Origin of the sequence: Cupriavidus pauculus (assembly GCF_002858765.1) — a bacterium.
Taxonomy (GTDB): Bacteria; Pseudomonadota; Gammaproteobacteria; order Burkholderiales; family Burkholderiaceae; genus Cupriavidus; species Cupriavidus pauculus_B.
Genome location: NZ_PJRP01000012.1, coordinates 37,484 through 60,928, shown reverse-complemented (window position 1 = coordinate 60,928; position 23,445 = coordinate 37,484). Strand labels below are relative to the sequence as shown.

Sequence of the window (23,445 nt, the reverse complement as noted above, 5' to 3'; positions counted from 1 at the left end):
AAGGGAAGGCATCCGTATCCGGTGATGCGGCCGGGCTTCAAACCCGGTTGGGGGCGCCAGACGTTCCCAGGTAGGTTCGACTCCTGCTGCTTTCCGCCAGTCCCCTTCGATTTCCCTGTTGCCATGCGCATGACCTACCATGCATAAGCAGCGGTTGGGCATGTTTCGAGTCTCGAACTTCTCATCCAGAGGAATCATCATGGACAGACGCGCATTCCTGCGGCTGGGTGCCGCAGTACCGGTTTCCATTAGCGCGGGCATCAGCCCGGCCTTCTCCGCCACCCCCTCTTCCGCTTCCTCCACGCCCGCCGACCCGTATCCGGCCACCGCCGGCTGGCGCGTCTACGAGCTGACCACCGAAGTGCAGTTGCCCGCAGCCGCGGCGCCGGCCACGGTATGGCTGCCCGTCACCGCCCCGCACCTGGGCGACTACCAGCGCACCGTGTCGAACGAATGGATCGCGCCCGGCGCGCGCGCCCGCGCGGCACGCGCGGGGCGCTACGGCGTGGACATGCTGGTCATCGACTGGCCCACCGCTACCCACGGCACGCCGCTGTCGGCGCGGCTTACCAGCACCGTGGCGCTGCGCGACCGCGATGTCGACCTTGGCGCGGCGCCGTCACTTGAATCGACACAGTCGGCGCGCTCGGCAGAATCGACCGCCACGCTGGCCGAGTACCGGCGGCCCACGCAACTGATGCCCACCGACGGCATCGTGCGCCAGACGGCGCTGGCCATCACCGCCGGGCTGACCGACGACATGAGCCGCGCGCAGGCCATCTACCAGTGGGTGGTCGACCATACCTGCCGCGATGCCAGCGTACGCGGCTGCGGCACCGGCGACGTGGTGACGATGCTGAAGACCGGCGGCATCATGAATGGCAAGTGCGCGGACATCAACGGCCTGTTCGTGGCATTGGCCCGCTCGGTCGGCATCCCGGCGCGCGATGCGTACGGCATCCGCGTCGACGACTCCCAGCGCGGCTTCCGCGCCCTGGGCAAGGCGGGCGACATCTCCAAGGCCCAGCACTGCCGCGCCGAGTTCTATGCGGCCGGCTATGGATGGATTCCCGCCGACCCGGGCGATGTCCGCAAGGTGGCGCTCGAAGAGGTGCCGGGCGGCCTGCCGATGACGGACAGCAAGGTGCGGGCCGCCCGCGCCCTGCTGTTCGGCGCCTGGGAAGGCAACTGGGTGGCCTACAACCATGGCCACGACGTGCGCCTGCCCGGCAGCGGCATGGCACCCGTGCCCTTCCTGATGTATCCGCAGGCGAAGACCGTGGCGAGGACGCTGGATAGCCTGGATCCGGCCGCATTCGGCTATCGCATCGCGTCGCGGAGGGTGGCCTGATGACGGCATCCCTGGAGCCCAATGGCGGTGAAGTGCGCCTGACATCGCTTGCACACGGCGGCGGCTGCGGCTGCAAGATTGCCCCCGGGGTGCTCAGTGACATCCTGCGCAACACCCGGCACTTCCCGGCGCCGCCGGGGCTGCTGGTGGGCATCGAGACAAGCGACGACGCGGCGGTGTACCGCCTCAACGACACGCAGGCGCTGGTGGCCACCACGGATTTCTTCATGCCCGTAGTGGACGACCCTTACGATTTCGGGCGCATCGCGGCCACCAATGCCATCTCCGACGTCTATGCGATGGGCGGCACGCCGATCATGGCGCTGGCCTTGGTGGGCATGCCCGTGGACAAGCTGTCGCCGCAGACCATCGGCAAGATTCTGGAAGGCGGCGAATCGATCTGCGCCGAGGCGGGCATCCCGATTGCGGGCGGCCACTCGATCGATTCCGTGGAGCCCATCTACGGGCTGGTGGTGATGGGCCTGGTGCACCCGGATCGCATCCGCCGCAATCGCGACGCGCAGGCCGGCGACGTGCTGGTACTGGGCAAGCCACTGGGCGTGGGCATTTATTCGGCCGCGATCAAGAAGGAACTACTCGACGACTATGGCTATCGGCAGATGATCGCCAGCACCACGCAGCTCAACACGCCCGGCAAGGCGCTTGGCGAGATGGATGGCGTGCACGCGATCACCGACGTAACCGGCTTTGGTCTGCTCGGCCATCTGCTGGAGGTCTGCCGTGGTAGCGAATTGGGCGCCACGATCGACATGTCGCGCGTGCCGCTACTGCCCGGCGTGGCAGCGCTGGCGGAAGGCGGAGCGGTCACCGGTGCGTCGCGGCGCAACTGGGCCAGCTACGGGCACGATGTCACGCTGGACACCGGGGTGTCGCACGTGCAACAGGCACTGCTGACCGATCCGCAGACCAGCGGAGGATTGCTGGTGTCTTGCGCGCCCGATGCCGCCGACGCGGTGCTGGGCATCTTCCGCAAGGAGGGATTCGGACACGCTGCCGTGATCGGACAGATGAAGCAGGGAGCGACGGGGGTTCGCGTGACCGAGTAAGTGGCTGCTGACGGTAAGCGAAATTCACTGGCACCGCCAGTTGGCCCCCTCGCCCATTGATGGGAGAGGGGCCAACCGGCCTCCCTCATTCCTCCTGAAATGCCTCTTCGCGCTTGGCCTTGATCGACGGCAGCGCCACCACGGCCACCAGCGCCGCAGCGGCTATCAGCAACCCCAGCGAGAGCGGCCGCGACACGAACACGCTGAAGTCTCCGCGCGACAGCAGCAGGGTACGACGGAAGTTCTCCTCCATCATCGGCCCCAGCACAAAGCCCAGCAGCAATGGCGCAGGCTCGCAGCGGAGCTTCAGGAACAGGTAGCCGACCAGCCCGCACGCCGCGGCCACAAAGACATCGAACACCGTGTTGTTGACCGAGTACACACCGATGCTGCAGAACGTGAGGATCGCCGGATACAGGTAGCGATAGGGCACGGTCAGCAGCTTGACCCAGATACCGATCAGCGGCAGGTTCAGCACCACGAGCATGAAGTTGCCGATCCACATGGAAGCGATCAGCCCCCAGAACAGCGACGGATTGCTGGTCATGACCTGCGGACCGGGCTGGATGTTGTGAATCGTCATGGCGCCCACCATCAGCGCCATCACCGCATTGGGTGGAATGCCCAGCGTCAGCAGCGGGATGAAGGACGTCTGCGCGGCGGCGTTGTTCGCGGACTCTGGTCCGGCCACGCCCTCGATCGCGCCCTTGCCAAATTCGTGGGAGTACCGCGACGTCTTCTTTTCCAGCGAATAGGCTGCAAACGACGCCAGCGATGCGCCACCGCCCGGCAGGATGCCCAGTGCCGATCCCAGCAACGTGCCACGCAGCACGGCCGGAATCATGCGCTTGAAGTCCTCGCGCGTCGGGAACAACCCGGTAACCTTGTCGGTAAAGGTCTCGCGCGTTTCCTTCTGCTCAAGGTTGGCGATGATTTCGGCAAACCCGAACAGGCCCATGGCCAGCGCGGTGATGCTGATGCCGTCGGTCAGCTCCGGCACATCGAACGAAAAGCGCGCGGCACCCGAGTTCACGTCAGTGCCAATCAGGCCCAGCAGCAGGCCCAGCACGATCATCGCAACAGCCTTGACCAGCGATCCGGACGCGAGCACCACGGCGCCGATCAGACCCAACACCATCAGCGAGAAGTACTCGGCCGGCCCGAACTTGAACGCGAGTTCGGACAGCGGCGTGGCAAACGCCGCCAGGATCAGCGTGGCGACGCTGCCTGCAAAGAACGACCCCAAGCCAGCCGTGGCCAGCGCCACGCCGGCGCGGCCGCGTCGGGCCATCTGGTAGCCGTCCAGCGTGGTGCACACCGACGACGACTCGCCGGGCAGGTTCACCAGGATCGCGGTCGTGGATCCGCCATACTGAGCGCCATAGTAGATGCCCGCCAGCATGATCAGCGCCGCCACTGGCGGCAGCGAGTACGTGACCGGCAGCAGCATGGCGATGGTGGCCAGCGGCCCCAGGCCCGGCAACACCCCGATCAGCGTGCCCAGCACACAGCCAAGGAAAGCGTAGGCGACGTTCTGCAGCGACAGCGCCGTGGAGAATCCCAGCGCAAGGTGGCTCAACAGTTCCATGATCGTCCGTCCTCAGTTCGTCAGGAATGCCGGCCACACCGGCATCTGCAGGTTGATGCCGTAGACGAACGCGACCGTGCTGATGATCACCAGCACGACGGCGTTCGCGCACGCCCCCTTCCACGTGAACTCATGGCTCGCCATCGACGACGTCACCACAAGCACTAGGACGGACAACACCATGCCCAGCGGCTTGAGCACCAGGCCGAACAGCACCACCGACCCCAGGATCCACAACAGCGTCTTGATGTCCCACCGTGCCACGCGGTCTGAATCGCCCTTGTTCGACGTGGCGCCGATCGCCACCGCGGCGCCGAGCAGTGCCAGCACGATCCCCAGCCAGAATGGAAAGTAGCCCGGCCCCATGCGGGCAGCCGTTCCCATCGTGTAGCCGTGGGCGATGAATGAGAATCCCAACCCGACAGCGATGAACATCAGCCCGGACAGGAAGTCCGTCTGTCTCCGTATTTGCATTTGTCTTCCCCGTTTTGTCTACGCACCGGTTCCGTCTTTCGCGGGATTGCCAGTGCATGAGGTTCGAGACGATACATCATGCTGTGATGTATTTGGACAAGGCTACGGGAAATCCCCGAGTCATTTTCGGGTGATCGGTGTCATTGAATTTTTTACATCATTCTGTGATGTAATGATGCACGGCGGGTGCCACCATCATCGGACCCCACGCCGTCAGGTCGCGTCGTGGAAGATGATGCCCAGCGTCTGGCGGCGGCCGGTGTGCAGGCGGCTGACGCCGTGCCGCAGATTCACGCGATAGGTCCCCCGCGTGCCCTGAACCGGCCGCTGACTCACGGCAAACACCACCGCATCGCCCTTGCCCAGCGAGACCACTTCGGCCCGCGACTGCATGCGCGGCCGCTGCTCGGTCATCACGAATTCGCCGCCGGTAAAGTCCTTGCCCGGCTCGGATAGCAGAATCGCCGCCTGCAGCGGAAACACGTATTCGCCGTACAGGTCCTGGTGCAGGCAGTTGTAGTCGCCCGCCTCGTACCGCAGCAGCAGTGGCGTGGGGCGCAACTGGCCGGCGCGATGGCAGCGGGCCAGGTAGTCGGCGTGCGCGGCCGGGTAATCGACGTCGATACCCATCGCCGCGTTCCAGCGGTTGGCGATCGGCGCCAGATGCGGGTAGAGCGCGGTACGCAGTGCTTCCACGGCGTCGGGCAGCGGATAGGCAAAATACTTGTACTCGCCACGGCCAAAGCCATGCCGGCGCATATCGATGCGCGAGCGGTACAGCGCATCCTGCGGATAGAGCGCGGCCAGTGCGTCGCACATCGTTGGCGCAATCAGCCCCCGGATCGCCGCGCAGCCAAATTCGTCAAGATCGCAGCCAATGCCGGACCAGTCGAGCGCATCGATAGTGTGCCGGCTGGCGGGGCGGATGGGGGTCGGGGTCTGTTCGGTCTTCATGTCAAAGCCACTTCCGGAATCAGGGACGAAAATTTTCCTTGTAATGAGATCGATTCCCATTTACTATCCAACCACTGTCTGACGTACGGCATCGCCGAAACCGGACAGCGCAGTACAGATTGCAGGGCGTGGTAGCGATGCCGATCGATACGGCGCCCGATACCGTCTTTTGTGGGGACCGCTCCGAGACACGGAGCGTTTGGTAGTAGCCAGTTGCAGGAAGATCGGGAAAACATCCAGACCCCGTTTTCCCGATCGCGTCATCCTGCAGCAAGCCAGGCCACCTTTTTATTCCGCGCGCCATGCAGGCACAGCGCGCCGTCCGGAGCGATCCGACTTGATCGATCCGACGCTTCCCGCCTGCTTCCGCCACGATCCGGCGGAAGGTCGGCCGGCCGAGGGCGCCGGCCCCAGCTTTCCGCCGTTGATCCACCGCCCGGAGTATTAACCGTGCGTCCCAGTGGGGCGCGAGCCGCCGCATGACTACTTCCACAGTGAACTCCGAAGCCGTACCACTCAAGCGCGCGGGCCTGAAAGCCACGTCACCGCGCATGCACGTGCTGGAAGCGTTCCGCAATAGCGACCGTCGCCACCTGAGCGCGGAAGATGTCTATCGGATCCTGCTCGATCTCGATGTCGATGCGGGCCTGTCCACCGTCTACCGCGTGCTTAACCAGCTGGTGCAGGCCAATATCCTGCTGCGTCACAGCTTCGAGGCGGACCATGCCGTATTCGAGCTCAACGAGGGCGGCCATCACGACCATCTGATCTGTATCGGCTGCGGCGTCGTGGAAGAATTCAGTGACGAGGGCATCGAGGCGCGACAAAAGCAGGTGGCCGCTCAGAACGACTTCGTCCTGCGCGAGCACATGCTGGTGCTCTATGGGCTGTGCCCCACCTGCCAGCAGTCGGATGTGGAAACCGCCACTGGTATCCTCCGAAAGTAGCGCGGACGTTTCTTACACAAACACGAAGTGCTGTTACAAAGGCGTGCAATCGGTAATACGCCAGATGGGTAGAGTGGAGCCATAGCAGCTCACCCACTGGTGATTTACGATGAACAAGCGCCCCCTGTATCTCTCCCTTCTCGTTGCCGGCGCCGCCGCGCTGGCCACTTCCACTGCCGCCATGGCCCGCGTCGATGTCGACGTGAATTTTGGCGTGCCCGTTGCGCCGGCTCCGGTCGTCGTGGCGCCGGCCCCGGTCTATGTGCAACCCCAGCCCGTCTATGTCGCGCCGCCGCCCCCGCCGCCGGTGGTCTATCGTCCCGCGCCGCCCGTGATCGTTGCCCCCGCACCCGCCGTGGTCATCGGCTGGCATAACGACCGCTACTGGGACGGCCGCCGTTGGTACGACCGCCGTGAATATCAAGCCTGGCACGATCACGGCCGCGGCCCCGACCACTACCGCGGGGATGACCACTATCGCGGCGATGACCGCGGCTACTACCGCCGCTGATCGCGGGTGATCGGCCAGCGTTGCATCATGATCGCGCCACGGCCGGCGCAGGCGCTGGCGTGGCGGGTCGCAGCACCAGCCAGACCGCCGCGCCAATCAGCAACATGCCGGCCGCGTGCGCCCAGGACAGCATCTCGCCCAGGAACATCCAGCCCCAGACGATGCCGAACGGCGGGATCAGGAATGTGACGGTCAGCGAACGCACCGGTCCAAGATCGGCGATCAGCTTGAAATAGAGAACGTAGGCGATGGCGGTGCAGAACATGCCCAGGCCAAGCATACCCGCCCAGACGCCCAGGCCCGCGGCCGGCAGCGTGTTCTCCCGGATCAGCGCCGCCACGCTGAACGGCAACAGGAACAGCGTGGCACCGAGCAGGCTGCCGCCCGCCACTAGCCGGCTGTCCAGCCCGCCGCGCGCGGTGATCCAGCGACGCGTCAGGAATCCGGCCAGCCCGTAACAGGACGTGGCCACCAGGCACGCCAGCGCCCCCAGCAGCACATCGTGCGAAAACACTACCGGCCCCGTACGGGTCAGCACCGCCACGCCGCCCAAGCCCAGCAGCACCCCCGCCGCCTTGGCGCGGGTTAGCCGTTCCGCAAAGAACAGCGACCCAATGACCACGCCCATCAGCGGCGTCATGGCGTTGAAGATGGCCGAATATCCAGCCGGTAGCCACAACGCGGCAACGGAATACATCACAAACGGGATACCGGAATTGATGATGCCCAGCATGACCACAGCCGGCCACTTGCCTTGCATGCCCCATTTCAGGCCAAGCATGGGCAGGCAGGCCGCCAGCGTCACGGCGCCGATCAGCACCCGGAAGAAGGCAGTCGGCAGCGGCCCCAGCACGGGGGCCGCGATGCGGATGAACAGAAAGCTGGCTCCCCAGATGGCGGAGAGCAGCAAAAGGCGAAACAGGTCGGCGGGCTTCATCAGTTCAGTTGAGGCAATGATTGGATTCAGAGATGGCAAACCGTTGCAGTAATGCGACAAATGCTGCACTTCGCACAGCTTCGCCACGATTTCGGCGCGGGTTCATGACGGTCATTTCAGCGCAAAACCACGCCCATGGCTGGCTGGAAGCGGACATGCGCCACGGAAAGCGTGTACGGCCAAGTGACGAAAAACCGGTCAACTCACGCCCAAGAACGGGGCAATAGCGGCGTATGTTGCATCTTCGCCGCAATATCGCTTTCTAATGCCTTACAGATTCACCCCCCCATGGTAGGGGGCACTACCACAGCGCGTGACATCGCGTATTCAGTTCCATTAAAATCTGCCCTGCGCCAGAGTTAATTGACCCCTCCGACGCATTCCCGACAAGCCGCCAGGCAACCCTGGCGGCTTCTTTTTTTTTGGCGTCGAGAATCACGTATCGTAGCGACTACGGAGCGTGCAAGGGGATGGGGCGCTTCGTTCACGTTGCATTTCCGCGTCAACCGCTACCCCTGGTTTTGCGTTGCCTGCCACATGAAACGACAGTTCCTCGGCTTGCTAGCCCGCGTCTACGTCATGCAATTCGCCATGGAGGTGCCTGCCACCGTGGCCATGCTTGCAGAAATGCTCATGGAATACGGATTCCAGGTAGACATCGGCACCGTACGACCTTTGCTGCGCGCACTGCAGATGGAAGGCTATCTTGAAAGCGTGCTGCGCGATGGTATCGGGCGCGTCTACCTGCTGACAGAGCAGGGTCGCGAAGAACTGGCGAGCAGCCGGTCGCGCATCGACGATCTGTACCGCCGCCTGCACAATCCCACGGGGATCGGAGAACCGGCCGCTGTCACCTCGAACACCTGAGCTCCCCCGCTCGCACCAAAACCCGGCCGCGCGCCAAGCGCCCGCCGGGTTTCTTTTTTGCCGGAGCGTACCCGTTTCTGCGTGCCTCTGCGTGCCGTCCTGGGTTGCCGAAACGCCTCGCCCGAAGCGTCAGGCGCAGGCGGCCATCAACCCAGCAGCGCCACGCAACAGACGAAAGACAGCCACAGATGCCTGCGCTCGGCTGGCGCCATGCGTTGCATCTCGAAGCGCTCGATCCGTGCGCGTCGCGGCATGCATCGTGTCAGCGCGCGCCCCACGGCCCCGATCCTGCCTAGCGTCTTTCTCATCATGGCGACCCCTCCTCATGGCTGGCGAGCTGTGATGGTCCTGCCGTGCCCGCCCCTTGCCCATGGAATACCTTGTTGGCGCATTATTGGCGATTTTGCGACCCGCAATGTCCCGAGGTGACCGGGCTTTTGGCCGCAAGCGAGCCGATTGAACGCATGGCGCCGGGGCCGCGATGACGCTGACACAGAAAGTTCACGCCGCGTCGGCAAACCCCTTGCCGCCCAGCAGGATCTGGCGCAGTGCATCGAGTCCCACGGGCTGGCAGAACAAGAAGCCCTGCACGGCATCGCAGCCTTCGCCGCGCAGAAAATCGAACTGGGCCTTCGACTCGACACCCTCCGCCACCACCTGCAGATGCAACTGGTGGCCCAGCGCGATGATCGCGGCAGCCACGGCGCGGTCGTGCCCCGGCATGGCAAGGTCATCGACAAACGACTTGTCGATCTTCAGCTTGCTGATCGGCAGCCGCGTCAGGTAACCCAGGCCCGAATAGCCGGTGCCGAAGTCGTCGATTGACAACCCCACACCAAGCTGCCGCACGCGGCGGAACGTCTCGATGGTCTTTTCGCCGCCGTCCACCAGGATGCCTTCCGTGACTTCGATCGTCAGGCTCGCCGCCGGCAGTCCGGCGGCCTCCAGGGACTGCGCCACCGTTTCCGGAAAATTCGCCTGCCGCAGTTGCAATGGCGAAATGTTGACGGCCACGTCGATGTCGACGCCCAGCGCGGTGCGCAATGACTGGATCTCGCGGCAAGCCGTGGCCAGTGTCCACGCGCCCAGCGCGCCGATCAGGCCGCACTGCTCGGCAACGGGGATGAACTCGGCCGGGCGCATTGGGCCCCGTTCTGGCGTTTCCCAGGCGATCAGGGCTTCCACGCCCACCACGGCGAGGGTGCCAACGTCGACGATCGGCTGGTAGCGCAGCCGGAACTCCTGCTCGGCCAGCGCGCGGCGCAGCAGCGCCTCGATCGTGAAGCGGGCCAGCGACGCCTGCGCCATCTCCGTGGCAAAGCGGCGCAATTGCGCCCGGCCGTCCTGCTTGGCCGCGTACATCGCCGAATCGGCCGACTTCATCAGGTTGGTCAGCGTGTCGCCATCGTCGGGATAGACGGCCATGCCCAGCGATGGCGTCACGCGCAGCGACTGCCCCGCAATCTGCAGGTCTTCCGATACCCGCGCCAGGATCTTGGCCGCCGCCAGTTCAGCTTCGCTGTCATCGCGCAGCCCGCCCATCACCACCGCGAACTCGTCGCCGCCCATGCGCGCCACCACGTCGCGCGGACGCACCGCGCCGCGGATGCGGTCGGCGATGGTGCGCAGCACGTCGTCACCCACCGGATGCCCCAGCGTTTCGTTGATGTGCTTGAAGTGGTCCAGGTCCAGCAGCAACAGCGCCACGCGATGGCCGTGGCGGCGCGCATCGGCCAGCACCGCCTCGGTGCGCGCGTTCAGCTCGGTGCGATTGGGCAGGCCCGTCAGTGCGTCGTGCTGGGCCAGGTGCCGGATGTATTCGTCCACGCGGCGGCGTTCGGTCAGGTCGTGCGCTATCGCCAGGAAACCGCCTTCGGTACTGCCGTCGGCCAGCGCCGTCACCGTCAGATGCACCGGCAGCCGCGAGCCACCCTTGCGCAGGTAGGTCCAGTCGCGGCCGTCGGTCACGCCCAGGCGGGCCTTGGCCACCAGCGTCGGCAGCCCCGGCTCGACGGTCTCGCCGATCTCGCTCGACAGTTCGCGCGCATGCGCCGCCACCTCGTCGGCATCGTGCAGGCTGGCGTAAGGCACGCGGCCGACCAGTTCCGACTCGGCGTACCAGAGCATGCGCTGCCCGGCGCGGTTGAGGCCCGTGACCATGCCGTAGGCATCGAACGTGATGACGCAGAACGGCGCGTGGTCCATCAGCCGCGCATAGCGCAGGCTGGCGGTGGCCGCGCTTTGTTCGGCGCGCGCGAGGCTTTCGCGCAGGCCGGCCGCCACCACGTTACCGGCCTGTCCGGCCAGCGATGCCTGCCGGCGGGCGTCGCGCCGCTCCCGTGCCAGGCGGAATGCCAGCCATGCCATCAGCCACGTGGCCAGCGCGCCCAGTGCCAGCACGCGCGTGCCGTAGCGGCCGGCGTGCGTGGCCTCGAAACCGGGCCGCGTGGCCGCGTGCAGGGTCCAGTTCGCCCCGGCAAACTCGATTTGCCGTTCGGCCTCGATCATCGGCTTGCGGTGGTCGTCGCGGCGTTCGGCCTCGGGTGCACTGCCGGACAGAAGGCTGCCGGTGGCGGCCGAGGGCCCTTCAAACAGCGTCAGCACCAGATCGGCCGACGCACCGCCGCTCACGCCGCGCATCAGGTCGCCGAGCCGCAGCGAGACGTACACCACGCCAGACAGCGCATCGCGCCGCTCGGCGGCCGTGGCCGACGGTACGCCGGCTGGAAACACCGGCGCGTACAGCAACGCGCCGCGTTGCGGCACCTGCGCTTCCACTTCGCGGATCAGGGCCAGCCCTGGGGTCAGCCTGGGCTGGCCGCTGTCGCGCGCCGCTTCGAGCGCCGCACGGCGAGCCGGGTCGCTGAGCAGGTCGAAGCCCAGCGCCCGGGCGTTGCGACCGCTGGTGGGCTCGTTGTAGAGAATCGGGGCGTACTGCGCCCGGTCGACCGGCGGATAGACCTCATAGTCGCTCACGCCATCGGCATGGGCCCCAGCCACCACGCTCGCCAGTTGTGCCCGCGGCACGAGCAGCGCATAGCCGATCGACTGCGTGCCGATTGGCAGCTCGTCGAGCTGGGCCGAATACAGATAGTTGCGCCACTGTGTGCGCGTGGTGTTGCCATTCGCGGCCATCAGCGCGGCGGCCCCGCGCAGCAGGCGTTCGTTTTCCTGCAGGCGGTCCGTTAGCGCATCGGCGGTACGGCCCAGCAGCGCGCCTACGTCCTGTTCGGCCACCCGGCGCTCCAGCCCGGTGGCCACGCGCCACGCCCCCGCCGTCAGTAGCCCCCCCCCTGCGGTAACCAGCAGCGAGAGCACGACGGGAGACAGCAGGCGCAATTTCATGAATGGGAAGGGGCGGAGATACACGGGGCGCCCGCCATGCCGGGCAATCCTGGCGCATACATTACGTAACATGGACCGCCGCACTATAACCCGCCGACCTGGCGCCGCACAGTGGCGCCACGCACACATGCGCGGGCCCTTCCCGGCGCGGACGGGCGCCCGTATCACGGGATTGTCAAACCCGAATTGCCCGGGCTGACCCAAACGGGTGTGCCGTGATACCTTTCGGCTGCCTTGGCGTACCCTTGCACTGGAATGTGCAGGCGCGTGCTCCGAGACCTGACGCCCACGCCTTTCGGCCGCCCTGCCCGCAGACATTCCGCCCCCCGCGCTTCCGTGCCGGCTTCGTACCTGAACCCATGCCCCGATTCCTGCCATCGCTCAAGGCGCGCATTGCGCTGATCACCACGGTGCTGGCCGCCGTGCTGGGCACCGGCATCGTGCTCGGTTCGCTCTACTACGCCCACCGCGACCTGGAGGATGTGCTGCAGAACCAGCAGGAGTCGATCGTCAAGCTGTCGGCCGACCAGCTTGATACCGCCATGGAAGACCGCATCGTGATGCTGACCCACCTGGCGCCGCAGCTAAGCGGGCCGCTGGCGGCGGCGCATGGCATGTCGCCCGACGCGCTGCGCGACCGGCTCAAGGACGTGGTGACCCGCACCGTGCCGATGCCGGAGGCGTTCGATTCCGTGCTGGTGGCCGATGCCGACGGCGCCTTGCTCAATATGGGCGGGGCGGCCCCGGCCGACATCAGCGACCGCGCCTACTTTCGCGAAGCCGCGCGCACGCACAATGTGGTGGTGGCGGCGCCGTTGCGGGCGCGCACCGATGGCTCGATGGGTGCGCTGCTGGCGGTGCCGATCCTGTCGCCATCGGGTACGTTCATGGGGCTGGTGGCCGGCTGGCTCAACCTAGGGCACTCCAACTTCCTGGTGGAGATCGGCCATAGCCGGCTGGGCATCACAGGCTTCTACTGCCTGGTGTCGGCCGGGGCGGCACCTGTGTACATCCAGCACCCCGACCCCGCTCAGGCCCACCAGCCGGCCAGCGCCGCCGGCAACACCTGCGGGATCGACGACCATGCCGCCCCGCTGGAATTCCTGGCCCCGACGCGCCCGGTGATCGCGCGGCGGCTCATGGCCACCACGGGGTGGGAACTGGTGGCCGTGCTGCCCGCGCACGAAGCCTACACGCCGCTGCGGCAACTGCAGCGGCGCTTCCTGATGATGTCCGGCATCGTGCTTGCCGTGGTGGCCCTGCTGATCTGGCTGGCCGTGCGCAAGCTGCTGACGCCGTTGTCGCGGCTGCACCAGGTGGTGCGCGACAGCGCCAGCGACCTGGACGCCTTCGAGCGGCTGCCACAGCGGCCCCAGCGCGACGAAATCGGCGACGTCACGCGTGCCTTTATCCGCCTGATGCGCGACGTGCGCCAGCGCGGGCAGCAGCTGGCCCGCAGCGAACGCCGGCTGCGCGCCGTGACCGATACCCTGCCCGCGCTGCTGGCCTTCATCGACAACGACGAGCGCTACGTCTTCAACAACGCGGCCTATGAAAGTGCGTTCGGATTGTCGGTCGAGCAGATCCGCGGCATGACCGTGCGCGAACTGCTGGGCGAGGAACGCTACCTGCGCGCCCGCCCGTACCTGCAGCAGGCGCTGGCGGGCAGCGTGGTGAGCTTCGAGGGCGAGTACGTGTTTCCGCACCACCACTGGATGGAAACCAGCTATCGCCCCGAATGGAGCGAGGACGGCAAGCAGGTGGTGGGCGTGCATATCCACGTGCTGGACATCACGCAGCGCAAGCTGGAAAACCAGCGCCTGTCCCATCTGTCCCGCACCGATCACCTGACCCAGCTGCAGAACCGAAGCGCGTTCGAGGCGCACCTGCGCGACGCCATGACCCTGAGCCGGAACGAGGATCGCCTGATGGCGCTGCTCTACCTGGACATGGACCGTTTCAAGGCCGTGAACGACATCCACGGCCATGCCACCGGCGATCTGCTGTTGCAGTCATTTGCCTTGCGGCTGCGCCGCTGCGCGCGCAAGCAGGACCACGTGGCCCGCCTGGGCGGCGACGAATTCGCGGTAATCCTGTCGGATATCGAAACCCCCCAGGCAGCGCGGCGCGTGGCCGAGGCCATCCTGGAGTCGGTGGGCCGGCAGTTCTATTTCGACGGGGTCGTTACCGATGTGGACGTCAGCATTGGCGTGGCCCTGTACCGGGGGGCGCCGCTCAGCGAAGAGGCGCTGATGCGCATGGCCGACGTGCTGCTGTATCGCGCCAAGGCGCTGGGCCGGGGCCGATACGAAATCGGCCCGGCGGAACTGCTGAAAGTGGAAGCCTGACTGGCTGCCAGCGCAGGTGAGTGCCGACTTTCGGCGCTGAAAGCCGCCACCGGGGCAGCGTCAGTGCCTAGTCAGTGCTTGGTGGATTCGTCGGACGCATCCGACGCCTGCGGGGCGTCGGCGTCGAACGGCACGTGGCGGCCGTCCGCCGACTGGTAGCCGAGCTTGGCGTTCTCGCCCATCATCCGCTCGTAGGCCAGCATGGCTTCAGCCACTGCCTTCGATTCGCCCCGGAACACGACCACGTCGTTGCCGCAATTCGGGCACTGGCCGCCGAACACTGCGTCGATGCCGTGCAGGCCCGGTGCGGGAATCGCATCGAAATTGGTGAATGCGGTCTTGCAAGATCCGCAGACCAGCTGTGCAGGCCGCAGCGCGTCGATCCGTGCCCGTGCCTGCTGTTCCCGTTCCTCGGGCGTACCCCGCCGTTTTGCCTCACCCATGATGCTGTCCTTTCCACTGGCGGATTGTGTCAATCACTGCCTTCTGCGCGCTTCGTCGGCTATCCGCCATTTCGGAGCGGCCATGAACGCCACAGAATTGATGCAGTGGCGGCCATTGTAGAACAGTCCGGCGCGGCGCCGTGAACGGGGTGCCCCAGTCCGGCGGCCCGGCATGGTCGCGGTACGCCTGCTATTGTGGATAACGGTTGCCTACCCCTTATCCCCCCTAGGAGGACACCGATGATTCGACCCACCGTGAAGGAAAACTTCAACCGTTACGCCGACTGCATTGCCGCGTGCAATGCCGCCGCCGCGGCCTGCCTGAAGTGTGCCGCTGCGTGCCTGGAAGAGCCCGACACGAAGAAGATGACCCGCTGCATCGCGCTGGATATGGACTGCGCGGGCATCGCCACCCTGGCCGCGTCGTACATGCTGCGCAACAGCGAATTCGCGCCGCTGGTCTGCGAGGACTGCGCCGAAGTGTGCAAATGGTGCGCCGAGGAATGCGAGCGCCATGACCATTGGCACTGCCAGGAATGTGCCAAGGCGTGCACCGCCTGTATGGAAATGTGCCTGAAGATGACCGCCTGACCCCGTCGCCCGGTTTGATCGCCCTATAGATCGACTCGGGCATTTCGACAGGCAACCGCCGCCGGCCGCGCTCGCAAGCACACGCCGGCGGCAGGGCTATGCGGCGCATATGTCACCGGACGGCTATCCTCTAGGTCTGCTCAGGTTCAGTTGTGATCTCTTTCCTGAAGGAGTCAGTCCATGTCCGAGAAGTCCACCGCCACCCGCATCGAGAAAGACAGCCTGGGAGACGTTGCCGTCCCCGCCGATCATCTCTGGGGTGCGCAGACCGAAAGGTCACGTCAGAATTTCCGCATCGGCAGCGAGAAAATGCCGCCCGCCCTGATCGAGGCGTTCGCGGTCCTGAAGCTGTGCGCCGCGCGTGCCAACCGTGAACTGGGCGTGCTCAAGCCGGAGGTGGCCGACGCCATCGAAAAGGCCGCCGAGGAAGTGATCGCCGGCAAATGGCCCAACGAGTTCCCGCTGGTGGTCTGGCAGACCGGTTCCGGCACGCAGACCAACATGAACCTCAACGAGGTCATCTCGAATCGCGCCATCCAGATGATGGGCGGCGAGGTCGGCAGCAAGAAGCCGGTGCACCCGAACGACCACGTCAACGCCAGCCAGTCGTCGAACGACAGTTTTCCGACGGCGATGCATATCGCGGCCACACGTGCCATCCAGCAGACACTGTTGCCGTCGCTGGAGAAACTGCAACAGACCTTTGCAAAGAAGGTGGAAGCCTTCTCCGATATCGTCAAGGTCGGCCGCACCCATCTGCAGGATGCGGTGCCGTTGACGCTGGGCCAGGAATTTTCTGGCTACATGACGCAGGTGGCCGATGCCCAGTCGCGCCTGCAGCAGGCCATGCTGCGCGCGATGCCCGTGCCGCAGGGTGGCACCGCCGTGGGAACGGGCCTGAACGCGCCACAAGGATTCGCCCCGGCATTCGCCCGGGCGCTGGCCGCGTACACCGGCCTGCCGTTTGAACCGGCGCCGAACCGCTACGCACTGCAGGCCGCGCACGACGCACTGGCCGACCTGTCGGGCGCGCTCAATACCACTGCGTCGTCGTTCCTGAAGATCGCACGCGATTTCATGCTGCTGGGCTCGGGCCCGCGCGCGGGCTTTGCCGAGTTGCAATTGCCGGCCAACGAGCCGGGCTCGTCGATCATGCCCGGCAAGGTCAACCCGACGCAGGCCGAGGCGCTGGCCATGGTCTGTTGCCGCGTGATCGGCAATCACACCACGGTCACGCTGGCCAACAGCCTGGGCACGCTGGAGCTGAACGCGTACAAGCCGGTCATCATCTACAGCTTGTTGCAGTCAGTGACGCTGATGGCCGATGCCGCCGCCAGCTTCGCCGAGCACATGGTGGAAGGTGTGGAGCCCGATCGTGCCCGCATTCAGGAATTGCTGGAGCGGTCGCTGATGTCGGTGACGGCGCTGAACCCGCATATCGGCTATGACAAGGCTGCCGAGATCGCAAAGCTGGCGGTCAAGAAGAACCTGTCGCTGCGCGAGGCGGCCATCGATTCGGGCCACCTCACCAACGAGCAGTTCGACCGGTGGATTGACTTCAAGGCGATGACCAAGGAAGTCTGATTCCGAACCACGGAGGCGAAGCGGAACGGCTGGCTGCGTTCCGCGGTCTATGCGAAACCCTGGCCGCGCGGCGCAATGCCGCGCGCAACTCAAGATCCTGCCATGTTCCGCTTCCGCCTTTCTCTTGCCTTTGCCCTGCTGGTGGCGCTGGTCTGCATTCAGGCCGGCTTTGTCTACTGGGGCGCCAATCGCGTCAACGACTACGCGCAGCACAGCCGGCTGGCCAGCGACATCCTGTCCGAACTGCTGGACCTGTCCGCCAACAAGCAGCGCCTGCGGGTGTGGGCATCGCAGCGGCTGATGAATGCCGACGCGGCGCCCGAGGTGCGTGATCGCCTGCTGGACACCATGAAGCGCGGCGCCGCCCGCCTGCAGGAGCTTGCGCAGCGTGACATCGTGCTGTGGAACGAGATCTCCGCGCTCGACGGCGTACCCATCCCGCCCGAGGTCAACGCCCTGGCCAGCATGACGGACCTGCTCGGCGACAACATCCTCGCCGTGGAAAAGCGGCTGATGGCGCTGCAGCCGTTGCCGCGCGACGCCGACTTTGGCGGCGTATGGCAGGAGCTGAACGACGTCTTCGACAAGGCGCGCGGCCGCGATTTGAGGGAACTGCTATATGGCGCGATCGATCGTCAGCGCGCCGCGGTGCCGTTGGCGCGGGCAGCCACCGAGCGCGGCCTGGACACGGTGCGTGCGCAGGCCTTTGGCATGGCGGCGGTCACGCTGCTGGCCGCCATCGTGCTGGCCTGGCAGCTTGGACGCCGGCTCAAGCGCCCGCTGGACCAGTTGCTGGAAGGCGTGGGCGCGCTGCGGGCCGGCGCACTCGACTATCGCCTGCCGATCCGCTCGGGCGACGAATTCGAGCACGTGGCCGAGGGTTTCAACGCCATGGCCGCCGAACTGCAACAGCACCGTAGCGATGCCGACGCGGCACGGCGCCGGCTGGAAGACGCCGTGCAGGCGCGTACGGCCGAACTGAGTTCCGCGCACGAAGCGCTTCAGCGTATCGACCAGCGCCGCCGGCAGTTGTTTGCCGACCTGGGGCATGAGCTGCGCACGCCCACCACCGCCATCCGGGGCGAGGCCGAAATCGCGCTGCGCGGCGGCGAAAAGCCGGCGCAGGAATATCGCCACGCCTTGCAGCAGATCGTCGGCGCCGCCGAGCAGTTGACCGGTCATATCAATGATCTGCTACTGATTGCCCGTGCCGAAGCCGACCAGCTCGTGATGCAGCCGCTCAGCGTGGCGCTACTGCCATTGCTGCAGGACGCCGCGGACTTTGCCGATGCGCTGGGCGCCGAGCATGACGTGCGCATCGCGCTGCAATGTCCCGACGCGGCCAGCGACATCACGATCATGGCCGATGCCGACCGGCTGCGGCAGGCCATCGTGATCCTGCTCGACAATGCCATCCGCTATTCGCCGCGCGGCAGTACCGTCTATCTGCGCTGCCAGGCAATGCCTACCGGCGTGCGGATTGAAGTGGAAGACCACGGCATCGGCATCGATGCCGACGAACTGGCGCAGGTCTTTGAGCGTTTCGTGCGGGGTCGGCGTGCCCGAGCGCATCGGGCCGACGGTACCGGCATCGGCCTGTCGATTGCGCAGGCCATCGTCCAGGCCCATCATGGCAACATCACGCTGACCCAGGTCGACCCGCACGGCACGCGTGCATGCATCGAGATTCCCGGCAGCCCCCATCCCGTTGTCACCGCCAATGCCACCGCACGCCATGAACATCCTGGTCATTGAAGACGACGCCCGCGTGGCGGATTTCCTGGTGCGCGGCCTGCGCGCCGAGGGCTACCTCGTCCAGTTGGCGCGCACCGGCCCCGAGGGCCTGGACATGGCGCGCCGAGGCGATGCCGCGCTGTTGCTGCTGGATCTGATGCTGCCGGGCATCAACGGCCTGGAGCTTTGCCAGACGTTGCGGGCCGAGCGCAATCACGTGCCGATCCTGATGCTGACCTCGCTCAGCGACGTGGGCGACCGCGTGGCGGGCCTGCGGCTGGGCGCCGACGATTACCTCACCAAGCCATTTGCGTTCGAGGAGCTGCTGGCGCGTATCGAAGCCCTGCTGCGGCGCGGCCGGGAACAACAGCCCAAGGCCCAGCAACTGCAGGTGGCCGACCTCGTACTCGACCGCGAACGCATGCAGGTTTCGCGCGGCGGCAATGCCATCACGTTGACCGCCAAGGAGCTGGCCTTCCTGGAGCTGCTGATGAGCGCCCCGGGACGCGTGTTCAGCCGCGAGCGCATTCTGTCCAACGTCTGGGGCGCCAACGAAGACCCGCTGACCAATATCGTCGATGTCTATGTGCGCCGCCTGCGCGGCAAGATCGACGACGGTCACGCGCTGCCGCTGCTGAAGACCGTGCGCGGGCTGGGCTACCGCATCGACGATACGCCCTGAGCCCTGAGCCCTGAGCCCTGAGCCCTGAGCCCTGAGCCCTGAGCCTAGGGTGCGCACATTGCAACACCGCTGCGACACTTTGTTCATCTTCCGTTCATCTTTCCGTCAGGCTCGCTTCATCGAACACGCCGGCTGCGGTTAACGTTGGCGCCCGAGAATAAACCTGTGCCGATTCACCGGCGCCGCACCCGCAAAGGTGCGATGACGAGTCTGATCACAGGAAACTTCGATGAAATACGTGGGTGCCGCTTCTCTTATCACCGTCGCCGCAGGCGTTCTGTTTGCTTCGATGCCCGCCACCGCACAGACTGCCGCCCAGGCGCCAGCGCCGCAGGCATGTGCGCCCGCGACCGAGCAGCAGATCGCCGGCCTGTTCGACCGCTGGAACGACTCGCTTCGTACCGGCGACCCGGACAAGGTGGTGGCCAACTACGCGCCCGATGGTGTGCTGCTGCCCACCGTATCCAATCAGGCCCGTAACACCCCGGCCGCCATCAAGGACTACTTCGTCAAGTTCCTGAAGGGCAAGCCGCAGGGCACCATCGATAACCGCTTCATCCGGATCGGCTGCAACGTGGCGCAGGACGTGGGCACCTACACCTTCCGGTTTGCAGATGGCAAGACCGTGCACGCGCGGTACACCTATGTGTATGAGTGGCAGAACGGGAAGTGGCTGATTGCCCACCACCATTCGTCGGCCATGCCCGAGCCTGTGACTGCACGCTGACCGCCCTGATGGACATAAGGACAAGGCGCCGGAGCGTATCCGGCGCCTTTTTTTGGCGTATTGGCGATCTGCCAATGTCCCTCGCCCCTGCTTGAAGGACATGCCGCGCCCGACGGATCGCTATTCGACGAAATTCGGCGCAATGCACTTGCACTCGGCACAATTCGAGTTAGTTCCATAGGCGGACATCCGACTGCTAAGCAGACTCGTCGGATTGAATTTGCGCCTCGCACTATGACAACCATACGTGTCATGCCGGCTGAAGATCATCCATTTGTTGTGTTCGGCCTGCGCGAGATGCTGGGCAAGCGGCTTGACTTCAAGGTGGTTGCCGAGGACACCAACCCGCACTTGCTGCTCGACAAGCTGGCACATATCGAATGCGATGTGCTGATCACCGATTTTTCGAAGTCCTGTGACGACGCCCCGGACGGGCTGGCACTGCTGCATTCCATTCGGGTGCGGTTTCCGAATGTTCGGATCGTGGTGTTGACCATGCTCGACAATCCCGGGCTGCTGGGCAGCATGCGCAAGGCCGGGGAGCTTTCGCTGCTGAACAAGCGCGACGGCTTACAGGAGTTGCCCAATGCCATCATTGCCCCCTTCCAGCGGCGCGAGCAGGTCAGTGCATCGGTCAGGGAGTCACTCGCCAGGCTTGGCACGGGCAATCCGGAAGCTATTGCCATTGGCAAACTCAGTCCGCGGGAAATCGAGGTACTCCGGCTTTACGTCGGCGGGATGACCACCTCGGACATTGTCCGGCACCAGAACCGCAGCATCAACACCGTCAGCACCCAGAAGCACAGTGCCAAACGCAAGATCGGCGTGAAGAACGACGCGATTGGGCAGGGGCTGAAGGCATAGTCGATCTCCTAAATCGGCACCGCAAAAAAAGCCCCCGAGCCGCGACGTACCGGCCTGAGGGTGGGAAGTGGGACTCGCGGCCGAGGGTCAATGAAGCCGCGATGTCAGGGGCCGGGGAGGCCCTTGACGAAACAGGCTACCGGCAGCCGCGCAGATCTGACATGGAAGGATTTCAAAAAAATCCGCTCTCCTCTGCGGGACAGCACGACGATTTTGAGTGCAGCCAGCGTTCAGGACGATGTGCCTTGGGCGCTGCGTTTGAGTCGTCAACCGCCCATGCGGTAAACTACGGCCCTTCGTCGCACCCGGCATGGCCAGCAGATGCCCTATCAGGCACCGGCCATCGCCGCTGTCGAAGCGGGTGTGACGGATATCCATCAGGGCCTTGCGCCCGCCCCTGGCTTGCCTGCGCCTTGCTCGCAGCATTCGCCTTCCCAGACTTCGACCCTCGATCCGGGCCCTGCGCCCTCGGCTGCATGTGGCGGCCGTATCCCGGATAACACCCCGCGTGCCTTCGCCCGAAGGACTTCCGCGCGGGACTGGAACCCCTCAGGTACTTGCCTGAACTGACCCTTCCCGACGCATGCGCGCGCCGGGCGGATCCGTATTCCGGAGGACAATTCGTGAAGAAACCAGCCAGCCTTTGGCTGCTAGCGGCCGGGCTGTTGCCTTGCGTCGCGTACGCCGACCCTGGCGTGACCCTGTATGGCATCGTCAGCTCGGCGGTGCGCTATACGTCGAATATCGACGCTCGACATCACGACCAGCTGGCCCTGGTATCGGGCGGCATGGTGGGCAGCCGTTTCGGCCTGAAAGGCTCCGAGGATCTCGGCGGCGGCAATCACTCAATCTTCCAGCTGGAATCGGGCTTCGGCAGCGACACTGGCCAGGTGGCCTACAACAGCTTCTTCGGACGCCAGGCCTGGGTGGGTCTGAACGGCGACTGGGGCAGCCTTACGTTCGGGCGGCAGTACAACGCGCTGAACAACATCGGCTGGGCGTTCGATCCGCTGGACCAGGGCTGGGGCAACTTCTGGTCCGACCCGCTCTACATCGGCGGCGACATCTTCTTCCAGGACTACCGCATCAACAACAGCGTGGTGTACCAGCGCACGGTGGGGCCGCTTTCGGTGCAGCTGGACTACGGCGCCGGCGAGCAGCCGGGTAGCATGAACCATGGCACCACGCTGGGCGGTGGGGTGAAGTACAGCCAGGGGCCCCTGGCGCTGGGCGTGGCGTACGACCAGCGCCGCAGCGACGACGGCAGCAACACGGTGCGCAACTACTCGGTGGGTGGCTCGTACTCGATCGGCAAGGCCACGGGCTACGTCGGCCACATGGGGCGGCGCGAATCGGCCACACAGGCGCGCTACAACATCTCGTTCGTCGGCCTGGGATATCAGCTCACGCCGGCGCTGCATCTGTCTGGCGCCTACTACCGCTACCAGCAGTCAGGCGACGTGACCACCCAGTTCCAGGACACACCTGTCCACCTGGGTGGCGGCAATGCAGACAGCGTGGCCTTCGTGGCCGACTATGCGTTCTCCAAGCGCACCAGCCTGTACCTGGAGACCGACGTGGTGCATGCGCGCGGCGGCACAGTGGGACGCGAAACCGAATACTGGGCCGGCACCCCGGTGACCGACGTCAGCCGCAGCACGCGCGTTGGCGTGATGGTCGGCATGCGCCATCACTTCTGATGGTCAGGCACCCGGGGCGCCCTTCCCTTCGCTCGCTTCCTTGGCGATTTCGCGGATGGCCTGCTCGAACGCCTCGACCGGCTGGCCGCCAGTCACCAGGTAGCGGTTGTTGAAGATCACCGAAGGCACCGACTGGATGCCCATGCCCTGGTATTCGCGCTCTTCGTCGCGGACTTCATCGGCATAGGCGTCGCTGTCCAGCACCTTGCGGGCTTCGGCGGCGTCCAGGCCCACCGACTGCACCGCCTCGAGCAGCACGTCGTGGTTGCTGGGGTCCTTGCTGTCGCCATGGTAGGCCTGCAGCAGCGCCCGCTTCAGCGGCAGCTGCTTGCCCTGCGTGGCCGCCCACTGCAGCAGGCGGTGGGCATCGAACGTGTTGTAGATGAAGTTGCGCGGACCGAACGTGAAACCCACGCTGGCGCCGCGCTCTCGGATCATCTTCTGGGTCTCGGCGATCTGTTCCGGCGTACGGCCGTACTTCCTGGCGATGTAGTCGAGGACGGGCTCGCCTTCGGGCCGCATCTGCGGATTGAGCTCGAACGGGTGCATCACCACCTCGGCATCCACCACGTCGCGCGTACGCTCCACCGCCTGCATCAGCGACGACAGCCCGATGGCGCACCAGGGGCAGGCGATATCCGAGACAAAGTCGATGCGGAGTGATTGAGTCATGGCTTTCTTCCCGTGGGCTGGTAGGGGGACAAACGGCGTAAAGGGCGACAGGGTAGCCC

20 protein-coding genes and 1 tRNA gene are annotated in these 23,445 nt (G+C 65.5%); 14 read left to right on the top strand and 7 right to left on the bottom strand.

The window, feature by feature from the left end; translation table 11 throughout:
• Nucleotides 1-3 precede the first annotated feature (3 nt).
• The 3 genes from CYJ10_RS34230 to selD all read left to right on the top strand — a co-directional run bounded on the left by CYJ10_RS34230 (nucleotide 4) and on the right by selD (nucleotide 2,418).
• A tRNA-Sec gene (locus tag CYJ10_RS34230) sits at nucleotides 4-99 on the top strand.
• A 100-nt stretch (nucleotides 100-199) separates the two neighbouring features.
• The gene (locus CYJ10_RS22320; protein WP_101683641.1) at nucleotides 200-1,351 is read left to right on the top strand and encodes a transglutaminase-like domain-containing protein; all 1,152 of its coding nucleotides are present in this window, start codon (nucleotides 200-202) and stop codon (nucleotides 1,349-1,351) included.
• On the top strand, nucleotides 1,351-2,418 hold the full coding sequence (selD, locus tag CYJ10_RS22315; RefSeq protein WP_101683640.1) for a selenide, water dikinase SelD: 1,068 nt from the start codon (nucleotides 1,351-1,353) through the stop codon (nucleotides 2,416-2,418). The genes CYJ10_RS22320 and selD overlap by 1 nt, the downstream gene beginning before the upstream one ends.
• A gap of 85 nt (nucleotides 2,419-2,503) precedes the next feature.
• Here the strand turns inward: selD and CYJ10_RS22310 are convergent, their stop codons facing one another.
• From CYJ10_RS22310 to CYJ10_RS22300, 3 genes are all read right to left on the bottom strand, one after another.
• Nucleotides 2,504-4,006, bottom strand: a complete 1,503-nt coding sequence (locus CYJ10_RS22310) for a tripartite tricarboxylate transporter permease (RefSeq protein ID WP_101683639.1) — start codon at nucleotides 4,004-4,006, stop codon at nucleotides 2,504-2,506.
• 12 nt (nucleotides 4,007-4,018) lie between these two features.
• Nucleotides 4,019-4,480, bottom strand: coding sequence for a tripartite tricarboxylate transporter TctB family protein (locus CYJ10_RS22305; RefSeq protein WP_101683638.1), 462 nt, complete (start codon nucleotides 4,478-4,480; stop codon nucleotides 4,019-4,021).
• A 213-nt stretch (nucleotides 4,481-4,693) separates the two neighbouring features.
• Nucleotides 4,694-5,434 (bottom strand): 2OG-Fe(II) oxygenase, encoded by a 741-nt coding sequence (locus CYJ10_RS22300; RefSeq protein WP_101683637.1) that lies wholly within the window; start codon nucleotides 5,432-5,434, stop codon nucleotides 4,694-4,696.
• Between the two features lie 479 nt (nucleotides 5,435-5,913).
• Here CYJ10_RS22300 and fur point away from each other — a divergent pair, with 479 nt between their 5' ends.
• Together fur and CYJ10_RS22290 are read left to right on the top strand one after the other, a co-directional pair.
• The gene (gene fur / locus CYJ10_RS22295; RefSeq protein WP_101683636.1) at nucleotides 5,914-6,381 is read left to right on the top strand and encodes a ferric iron uptake transcriptional regulator; all 468 of its coding nucleotides are present in this window, start codon (nucleotides 5,914-5,916) and stop codon (nucleotides 6,379-6,381) included.
• A gap of 109 nt (nucleotides 6,382-6,490) precedes the next feature.
• Nucleotides 6,491-6,892 (top strand): hypothetical protein, encoded by a 402-nt coding sequence (locus CYJ10_RS22290; protein ID WP_101683635.1) that lies wholly within the window; start codon nucleotides 6,491-6,493, stop codon nucleotides 6,890-6,892.
• A gap of 25 nt (nucleotides 6,893-6,917) precedes the next feature.
• On the opposite strand, the gene CYJ10_RS22285 is transcribed toward CYJ10_RS22290, so the two are convergent.
• Entirely contained in the window at nucleotides 6,918-7,829 is a 912-nt protein-coding gene (locus tag CYJ10_RS22285) for a DMT family transporter (RefSeq protein WP_101683634.1), read from the bottom strand.
• A 537-nt stretch (nucleotides 7,830-8,366) separates the two neighbouring features.
• Here CYJ10_RS22285 and CYJ10_RS22280 point away from each other — a divergent pair.
• Nucleotides 8,367-8,696 (top strand): PadR family transcriptional regulator, encoded by a 330-nt coding sequence (locus CYJ10_RS22280; protein WP_101683633.1) that lies wholly within the window; start codon nucleotides 8,367-8,369, stop codon nucleotides 8,694-8,696.
• A 501-nt stretch (nucleotides 8,697-9,197) separates the two neighbouring features.
• Here the strand turns inward: CYJ10_RS22280 and CYJ10_RS22275 are convergent.
• Nucleotides 9,198-12,041 carry a bifunctional diguanylate cyclase/phosphodiesterase gene (locus tag CYJ10_RS22275; RefSeq protein WP_101683632.1) on the bottom strand — a complete coding sequence of 948 codons (2,844 nt, stop codon included), beginning with the start codon at nucleotides 12,039-12,041 and terminating at the stop codon, nucleotides 9,198-9,200.
• Nucleotides 12,042-12,400: 359 nt separating this feature from the next.
• Between CYJ10_RS22275 and CYJ10_RS22270 the strand changes: the two genes are divergently transcribed.
• Nucleotides 12,401-14,389 (top strand): sensor domain-containing diguanylate cyclase, encoded by a 1,989-nt coding sequence (locus tag CYJ10_RS22270; protein ID WP_101683631.1) that lies wholly within the window; start codon nucleotides 12,401-12,403, stop codon nucleotides 14,387-14,389.
• A 71-nt stretch (nucleotides 14,390-14,460) separates the two neighbouring features.
• Here the strand turns inward: CYJ10_RS22270 and CYJ10_RS22265 are convergent, their stop codons facing one another.
• Nucleotides 14,461-14,832 (bottom strand): hypothetical protein, encoded by a 372-nt coding sequence (locus CYJ10_RS22265; protein ID WP_101683630.1) that lies wholly within the window; start codon nucleotides 14,830-14,832, stop codon nucleotides 14,461-14,463.
• Between the two features lie 240 nt (nucleotides 14,833-15,072).
• On the opposite strand from CYJ10_RS22265, the gene CYJ10_RS22260 reads away from it, so the two are divergent.
• The 7 genes from CYJ10_RS22260 (at nucleotide 15,073) to CYJ10_RS22230 (ending at nucleotide 22,714) form a co-directional block, all read left to right on the top strand.
• Nucleotides 15,073-15,423: a four-helix bundle copper-binding protein gene (locus CYJ10_RS22260; protein WP_101683629.1), complete on the top strand. Its 351-nt coding sequence runs from the start codon at nucleotides 15,073-15,075 to the stop codon at nucleotides 15,421-15,423.
• A 180-nt stretch (nucleotides 15,424-15,603) separates the two neighbouring features.
• Nucleotides 15,604-17,007, top strand: a complete 1,404-nt coding sequence (gene fumC, locus CYJ10_RS22255) for a class II fumarate hydratase (RefSeq protein WP_101683628.1) — start codon at nucleotides 15,604-15,606, stop codon at nucleotides 17,005-17,007.
• Between the two features lie 102 nt (nucleotides 17,008-17,109).
• Entirely contained in the window at nucleotides 17,110-18,762 is a 1,653-nt protein-coding gene (locus CYJ10_RS22250) for a sensor histidine kinase (RefSeq protein ID WP_101683627.1), read from the top strand.
• Nucleotides 18,743-19,423, top strand: coding sequence for a response regulator transcription factor (locus CYJ10_RS22245; protein ID WP_101683778.1), 681 nt, complete (start codon nucleotides 18,743-18,745; stop codon nucleotides 19,421-19,423). Before CYJ10_RS22250 ends, CYJ10_RS22245 begins: the two co-directional genes overlap by 20 nt.
• A 229-nt stretch (nucleotides 19,424-19,652) precedes the next feature.
• Nucleotides 19,653-20,150 carry an SgcJ/EcaC family oxidoreductase gene (locus CYJ10_RS22240; RefSeq protein WP_101683626.1) on the top strand — a complete coding sequence of 166 codons (498 nt, stop codon included), beginning with the start codon at nucleotides 19,653-19,655 and terminating at the stop codon, nucleotides 20,148-20,150.
• 252 nt (nucleotides 20,151-20,402) lie between these two features.
• A complete protein-coding gene (locus CYJ10_RS22235) occupies nucleotides 20,403-21,014 on the top strand; it encodes a response regulator transcription factor (protein ID WP_257993462.1) in 612 nt (203 codons plus the stop codon).
• A gap of 623 nt (nucleotides 21,015-21,637) precedes the next feature.
• Nucleotides 21,638-22,714 (top strand): porin, encoded by a 1,077-nt coding sequence (locus CYJ10_RS22230; RefSeq protein ID WP_101683624.1) that lies wholly within the window; start codon nucleotides 21,638-21,640, stop codon nucleotides 22,712-22,714.
• Nucleotides 22,715-22,717: 3 nt separating this feature from the next.
• On the opposite strand, the gene CYJ10_RS22225 is transcribed toward CYJ10_RS22230, so the two are convergent.
• Nucleotides 22,718-23,386, bottom strand: coding sequence for a DsbA family oxidoreductase (locus CYJ10_RS22225; protein WP_101683623.1), 669 nt, complete (start codon nucleotides 23,384-23,386; stop codon nucleotides 22,718-22,720).
• Nucleotides 23,387-23,445 lie beyond the last annotated feature (59 nt).

Excerpts from the sequence above, each read along its gene's own strand:
- CYJ10_RS22245 (WP_101683778.1), top strand. The coding sequence starts at position 18,743 with ATGAACATCCTGGTCATTGAAGACGACGCCCGCGTGGCGGATTTCCTG.
- fumC (WP_101683628.1), top strand. The coding sequence starts at position 15,604 with ATGTCCGAGAAGTCCACCGCCACCCGCATCGAGAAAGACAGCCTGGGA.
- CYJ10_RS22320 (WP_101683641.1), top strand. The coding sequence starts at position 200 with ATGGACAGACGCGCATTCCTGCGGCTGGGTGCCGCAGTACCGGTTTCC.
- CYJ10_RS22240 (WP_101683626.1), top strand. The coding sequence starts at position 19,653 with ATGAAATACGTGGGTGCCGCTTCTCTTATCACCGTCGCCGCAGGCGTT.
- CYJ10_RS22225 (WP_101683623.1), bottom strand. The coding sequence starts at position 23,386 with ATGACTCAATCACTCCGCATCGACTTTGTCTCGGATATCGCCTGCCCC.
- CYJ10_RS22280 (WP_101683633.1), top strand. The coding sequence starts at position 8,367 with ATGAAACGACAGTTCCTCGGCTTGCTAGCCCGCGTCTACGTCATGCAA.
- CYJ10_RS22250 (WP_101683627.1), top strand. The coding sequence starts at position 17,110 with ATGTTCCGCTTCCGCCTTTCTCTTGCCTTTGCCCTGCTGGTGGCGCTG.
- CYJ10_RS22235 (WP_257993462.1), top strand. The coding sequence starts at position 20,403 with ATGCCGGCTGAAGATCATCCATTTGTTGTGTTCGGCCTGCGCGAGATG.
- CYJ10_RS22275 (WP_101683632.1), bottom strand. The coding sequence starts at position 12,041 with ATGAAATTGCGCCTGCTGTCTCCCGTCGTGCTCTCGCTGCTGGTTACC.
- CYJ10_RS22260 (WP_101683629.1), top strand. The coding sequence starts at position 15,073 with ATGATTCGACCCACCGTGAAGGAAAACTTCAACCGTTACGCCGACTGC.
- CYJ10_RS22305 (WP_101683638.1), bottom strand. The coding sequence starts at position 4,480 with ATGCAAATACGGAGACAGACGGACTTCCTGTCCGGGCTGATGTTCATC.
- CYJ10_RS22300 (WP_101683637.1), bottom strand. The coding sequence starts at position 5,434 with ATGAAGACCGAACAGACCCCGACCCCCATCCGCCCCGCCAGCCGGCAC.
- CYJ10_RS22265 (WP_101683630.1), bottom strand. The coding sequence starts at position 14,832 with ATGGGTGAGGCAAAACGGCGGGGTACGCCCGAGGAACGGGAACAGCAG.
- selD (WP_101683640.1), top strand. The coding sequence starts at position 1,351 with ATGACGGCATCCCTGGAGCCCAATGGCGGTGAAGTGCGCCTGACATCG.
- CYJ10_RS22290 (WP_101683635.1), top strand. The coding sequence starts at position 6,491 with ATGAACAAGCGCCCCCTGTATCTCTCCCTTCTCGTTGCCGGCGCCGCC.
- fur (WP_101683636.1), top strand. The coding sequence starts at position 5,914 with ATGACTACTTCCACAGTGAACTCCGAAGCCGTACCACTCAAGCGCGCG.
- CYJ10_RS22270 (WP_101683631.1), top strand. The coding sequence starts at position 12,401 with ATGCCCCGATTCCTGCCATCGCTCAAGGCGCGCATTGCGCTGATCACC.
- CYJ10_RS22310 (WP_101683639.1), bottom strand. The coding sequence starts at position 4,006 with ATGGAACTGTTGAGCCACCTTGCGCTGGGATTCTCCACGGCGCTGTCG.
- CYJ10_RS22285 (WP_101683634.1), bottom strand. The coding sequence starts at position 7,829 with ATGAAGCCCGCCGACCTGTTTCGCCTTTTGCTGCTCTCCGCCATCTGG.